At 55.4% G+C, this 5066-nt stretch carries 6 protein-coding genes; 3 read left to right on the top strand and 3 right to left on the bottom strand.

The features are described 5' to 3' along the window. On the top strand, window positions 1–250 hold a 250-nt coding region (locus tag ACEW72_RS03285), incomplete at its 5' end, for a hypothetical protein (protein ID WP_373474953.1). 151 nt (window positions 251–401) lie between these two features. Here ACEW72_RS03285 and ACEW72_RS03290 read toward each other — a convergent pair. Together ACEW72_RS03290 and ACEW72_RS03295 are read right to left on the bottom strand one after the other, a co-directional pair. After that, the gene (locus ACEW72_RS03290) at window positions 402–770 is read right to left on the bottom strand and encodes a single-stranded DNA-binding protein (protein WP_373474954.1); all 369 of its coding nucleotides are present in this window, start codon (window positions 768–770) and stop codon (window positions 402–404) included. A 746-nt stretch (window positions 771–1516) separates the two neighbouring features. Then, the gene (locus ACEW72_RS03295) at window positions 1517–2311 is read right to left on the bottom strand and encodes a DUF3703 domain-containing protein (protein WP_373474955.1); all 795 of its coding nucleotides are present in this window, start codon (window positions 2309–2311) and stop codon (window positions 1517–1519) included. Window positions 2312–2416: 105 nt separating this feature from the next. On the opposite strand from ACEW72_RS03295, the gene ACEW72_RS03300 reads away from it, so the two are divergent. Continuing rightward, window positions 2417–2815, top strand: coding sequence for a helix-turn-helix domain-containing protein (locus ACEW72_RS03300; RefSeq protein WP_373474956.1), 399 nt, complete (start codon window positions 2417–2419; stop codon window positions 2813–2815). Window positions 2816–3011: 196 nt separating this feature from the next. Here the strand turns inward: ACEW72_RS03300 and ACEW72_RS03305 are convergent, their stop codons facing one another. Further along, entirely contained in the window at window positions 3012–4112 is a 1101-nt protein-coding gene (locus ACEW72_RS03305; RefSeq protein WP_373474957.1) for an FAD-dependent oxidoreductase, read from the bottom strand. Between the two features lie 78 nt (window positions 4113–4190). Between ACEW72_RS03305 and ACEW72_RS03310 the strand changes: the two genes are divergently transcribed. Next, window positions 4191–4760: a TetR/AcrR family transcriptional regulator gene (locus ACEW72_RS03310; protein WP_373474958.1), complete on the top strand. Its 570-nt coding sequence runs from the start codon at window positions 4191–4193 to the stop codon at window positions 4758–4760. Window positions 4761–5066 lie beyond the last annotated feature (306 nt).

A 5066-nucleotide genomic window follows, 5' to 3' on the forward strand; every position in this document is an offset into this window, starting at 1 on the left:
GGTGTGCCATGTCAATGCGTATCAAACTGCAGATTCGAACCAGCCAATTCCGTTCAATCTGCTCGGCATGTATTGCCAGCTTTTTTGTGGGATAACGCCTCTTCGCGGCCTTGAAAAGAAGACCAATGCCAGCCCTATCAATCAACTAAAGTGCCATCACGTTCTGGGTTTATTCCGCTTTGGGGACCAAATAGCCATCATCAATCACCGACTTTGTTATCGTTCGATCATCCCAAGAAATATTGTCTAATCGCGACATTGAGCGGCACATCTTCGTGAGCGCTTCGCACATCTAGCGATCGGTAAACTGTATCTACGTTTGCGATCTGTGACGACATAAAAAAGGCCCGGTAGCGAAAGCTACCGAGCCGATGAAAACCGTTCATCTTGGTTAGGCGGTGCTATTTGGAGCGCCGCTTTTTGGGTTCGTCGCTGGTGGCTTCCTTAGCCTTGGCGAGAAAATCGACCTGCTCGGCGATGATCTCGCATCCGTAGCGGTCTGTGCCGTTCTGGTCGGTCCATTTGGTATAATGAATGCGGCCTGTGACCATGACCATTGCGCCCTTTGTTACATGCTCTGCGACGCTTTTGCCAATGCCGTTGAAGCAGGTGATCCGGTGCCATTCGGTCTCGGACTGGCGGTCGCCTTCGCCGTCTTTGAAACTGCGCGAGGTGGCAAGTGAAATGTTGGTGATGGAAACCCCTGACTGGGTGTTGCGGACTTCTGGTGTGTTTCCAACGAAGCCTACGAGGGTGACTGTGTTCTTCATGATGATTGTCCTTTCGAAGCTCTTTAAACCGTCCAAGGGAACATCCCTTTGACTGAGCCCCGTTAAGACCGGGCACGGTCGGGACTGCACCGAGTGCAGCGAGGGAAACCCCGCTCAAAGGAGTGGTGCGGGCAGCGGCGCGAAGCGCAGCAACACGGTCCGCATGAGTGCGGGTTGCAGACCTGACCGTGTTCGGTCAGGGGCATGGTTCAGTTTAAAAAAGGGGATGTTCCTTTGGGCGCCGGCAGCGTCGATCAAATGGCAATAATCGAGAACGCTTCCTTGCCATTCGGTTCGCTTGATTTCGCGCCCTGTGCTTTAAACAGCACTGATGCAGGGGCCTTCCGACAGTGACAAATTCATATCCGAGTGGGCAATCACGGGTGGCTAAGAACTGGCCAATACCCAGAGTCTTGTGAGCAGCCTGTGCGCGCTGTTAGGTGGCGATGCTTTTAGGGAAAGCGAGTTCAATGTCGCGCAAATGATTGTGTGATCGAACGATATCGGGTTATTTGCTTAAGAGTTAGAACGTAGCGCAACAGGCTAGGTGCAGTCACTTATCTCGCGCAGTCACTTTCCGCAGAAAACGCTAACAATGCCGCCATCTAGTTAGCCAATCGTTCGCATTGTCCCGCTGCCCACGACTGCTTCTGCGGACCAGCTCAAGGGGTGCTAATGGCTGGAATGTTGTGGAGAGCTGAAAGGCTGCTTCTACTGAGGAGTTTCGAAAAGCTGCCGTTGGTTCATCATGTTTGCTTGCCTTCGATCGCGCGGCGCAAATCATCTGGGATAGGCATTGGCTGAAACGCGCTTACGTTCGAACGCCCGGTGTTGCCCATGGGAATCCGTCCGGTCAACGCGCCGAGTGGCGCAAGAGCAAGCCTGAATAGCTGTCCCGTCACTTCGCGCCAATCGCGCTGCTCCATTGCGTATCCCAGCATTGCTCGGTGATTGCCAAGATGAGGCCCCAGATAGGGCTGTGAGATGATATGTGTACGTTCGAGTGCTTGCCATGCTAAGCCCCTATCATCTTCTGAGCACGCTTTTTCGAAGTCTGACATCTCATGTTTGATCAGACGGCGGGCGTGTAGCGTGTGCGCAAGCCCGCGCCAGCGACGCTGCCGATGTCTGTAGAAGAAATGGGCGAATACCCAAACAATGGGCGTCAAAGGGCCGGCTGAAATATCGACCTCGTCGCGATAACAGGTTGTGCCATCCGGGTTTGGCTTGATCGTAATCCAGTGATCCCATTTCCGGATTATCGCGCTATGTCCGTCGTCGCGCAGGCGCTTGGGCCAAGCGCCATTCTCCGGCTGATGCACAAAAGTTACGATCCATTGCGTTCCAAGAGGCAAGAAGCCGAACAAGCGGAGCTTCGTCAGATAGCGGCCCCCAGACTTGAATGTATCGAGCGGCTCGGGACCTACAGGCACAAAGCGCAATATCGGCCATGCGATATGCATGAGTAAAGGCGCAGTCTGCACTTCTGCCCAAACAGATTCGGCGGACAGATCAATTGTTGTTGAAAGATCAACTTTCATCGTCTCCCTCCTTGCGTTTTGCGCGTGTTTGGCATTAGGGTTTCTTCTCGACAAATCCCGATTCGCACATCTATCTACACCCTGTAGTAACTATAGGGTCAAGCAATGAAGATCGGCGAATTGGCAAGTGCAACCGCGACAAAGGTCGAGACGGTTCGTTTTTATGAGAAAATCGGCCTGCTAGCCCCGCCCGCGCGCACTTCGGCCAATTATCGCACTTATGGTAACGATCATCTTGCGCGCCTGTCGTTCATCCGCCGCGCCCGCGATCTTGGATTTACGCTCGAAGCTGTGCGTGAACTGCTCGCTCTATCCGACGACACGTCGCAATCGTGCGCAGCGGTCGACGGAATTGCGCGGCTCCATCTAACCGAAGTCGATCGCAAGATTAGCGACTTAACAGCCCTCCGCAGCGAACTCGACCGCGTTCTTGGGGCCTGCCGTCAAGGCACGGTTGGGGACTGCAAAATTATAGAAACCTTGGCGCCACGTCAAAATTCATAGCTCAGCGTGAACCAAAGACAGCTTTTGAGCGTCGGTTAAAACTTTGCCCGATGTCCCAAAAGCTGTCATTCGCTGCCCGGCCGCTTCGGCGAATCTATTGTGGATTCCGGAATTTCCGGTGTGCCTTCTTATTAGGGATAAAGCCGTCATTCTCTTCGCTCCTGACCCTGAAGCCCATTCCAAGGTTTACAAAAATTCAAAGTCCAAGTTCGTGGTCCAGGCCGAGGAGCCAACGCTGTGCCGCGTTACGAACGAGATTAACCGCGACCGGAACCAGCCAGGGTGCGGCGCGCACGATCCGGCCTGCGACTGTCGATGGTCGCGGCGGCCCCATTGCGCGCTTGATCTGGCTCACGACCTTTTCGACCACCGGCCGCCGAAGCCGATCATAACAATCCAGCTGCCGACGGTCATAGAGGGACGCAAACACATAGGCGTCCTCTATACCCAAATTCATGCCGCGTGCACCGATGCCCGAATGAATGTGCGCGGCGTCTCCCGCCAGAAAAAAGGGCGGCTCGGCAAACCGGCCGGCGACACGGTTTGCAATCTCGAAATCAGATTCCCAATGAATTCGGCCAGCCTTCGTGCCGTTCGGTAAATGATCGAGCATATTTGGCACATTACCCAGCACCCGCCAGAGATTGTCGTAATGGCGCACCAGAAACATGCCGCCATCATCATGGATGATGATATTCCCGTCACTCGCCGGCATCGGCAGATTATCGAGTTCGACATCGAACAGCTGCCAAGACTCGTTATACGCTTTGCCGTCGAATGCAATGCCGAGCGATTTGCGAGCCACGCTGCTGGCGCCGCTGGCATCCAGAACACAGTCGGCAATCACCGTGCTGTTTAAGTTGCCCGCTCGCAGATGGACCTTGGCCTTGTCCTCATCGCGCTCGATTGCCACCGCTTCGATGCCGCGCTCGACCGTGATGCCCCGTTCACCGAGCGCCGCTTCGATCAGTCGTTCGGAATCGGCCTGGCTCTGCACCAGCATGAACGGGAAAGGATCGTCGACTTGATCCAGCCGCAACGTTGCCAGCATCCGCCCATGGCGATGCAGATTCAATCGCGCCATCCGCCGCCCGTTTTCAAGAAATTGCGCTGTCACGCCGCTTGTTGCCAGCAATGAAAGCGAACGCGCGTTCACTCCGAACGCCTTCGACCATGGCGCCGGAGTAGCGCGCTTTTCAACAATTCTGGCGCGATGCCCGCGCTCTGCGAGAAACAGCGCAGCTGCAAGGCCGGTTGGTCCGGCACCAATGATCAGTATGTTCACCTCGGCCGACATGCCCGATCTCCATTGTTAGCATTTGCTAACAATGCTACTGCAGTCTGTCAATGCGTCGAAACTAGGCTAAGCAACGATATGCCTGCCGCAATCGATTCAACGTACATCCTCGACTGCGTTCTCGCCGTGTGGCGTGAAGAAGGCTACGCTCGTGCCACGACGCGCAAGATTGCAACCGTGGCGGGCATCAGTGAGATCACGTTGTTCCGGCGCTTTGGCGACAAATCAGCCCTGTTCCGAGCGGCGCTCGAGCTGGAGGCGGAGCGGTTTTCGGTGGAGGCGATCCAGTATGAGGGGGACGTTCGCAGCGATCTCGTCCGGATCGTCGAAGCCTATGCCGCTTTACTAGACCGAAGCGCGGCCATCATTTTGGATTTTGCGCTTGAAGCGCCACGAAATCCTGATCTCGCGCCACTCCGAACCGCGCCGCTCGCAGCGATTGGCAAGGTCGCAATGGTCATCGCGCGCTATCAGGCTGAAGGCGTGTTACGCCCCGGACCGCCGCCCACGTTGCTGCTGACACTGCTGAGCCCGCTGATCATGACTGCACTGTTAAGGCGCGCTCAGCCCGGCATCGCAAGCGATATCCATTCCAGTGATCGTGTTGATGCATTTTTAAAGGGTTGGGCCGAACCAGGTAGTCGCTGAACGAACGGCACCTTTGATGGACGAAAAGCGATGCAATCGACGACCGAAAAGTTGTCGTGTCCGGCAAGTCCGCTTTCGGTGTAGATTCCCGATAACCTGACCGATGTTTAGCGTATGAACCAACGGCAGGAATTAGCCTGTTTAACTTGTTACCCGTTTGACCGAAATGTTGGGGAGAGCGGACCGGCAGCTTTCAGGAAGCTAGGCCGCGTAAGCAGACGTTGAGCCGATCGGGCCAGTCGGTAGCTTCCCGCCCAACATCGGCCATTCTATACCTTGACTTAGCAGCCCAAGAGCGAACGCCGC

The sequence above is a fragment of the Sphingorhabdus sp. genome (assembly GCF_041737645.1).
Classification (GTDB): Bacteria; Pseudomonadota; Alphaproteobacteria; order Sphingomonadales; family Sphingomonadaceae; genus Sphingorhabdus_B.

Excerpts from the sequence above, each read along its gene's own strand:
- ACEW72_RS03290 (WP_373474954.1), bottom strand. The coding sequence starts at position 770 with ATGAAGAACACAGTCACCCTCGTAGGCTTCGTTGGAAACACACCAGAA.
- ACEW72_RS03300 (WP_373474956.1), top strand. The coding sequence starts at position 2,417 with ATGAAGATCGGCGAATTGGCAAGTGCAACCGCGACAAAGGTCGAGACG.
- ACEW72_RS03310 (WP_373474958.1), top strand. The coding sequence starts at position 4,191 with ATGCCTGCCGCAATCGATTCAACGTACATCCTCGACTGCGTTCTCGCC.
- ACEW72_RS03305 (WP_373474957.1), bottom strand. The coding sequence starts at position 4,112 with ATGTCGGCCGAGGTGAACATACTGATCATTGGTGCCGGACCAACCGGC.
- ACEW72_RS03295 (WP_373474955.1), bottom strand. The coding sequence starts at position 2,311 with ATGAAAGTTGATCTTTCAACAACAATTGATCTGTCCGCCGAATCTGTT.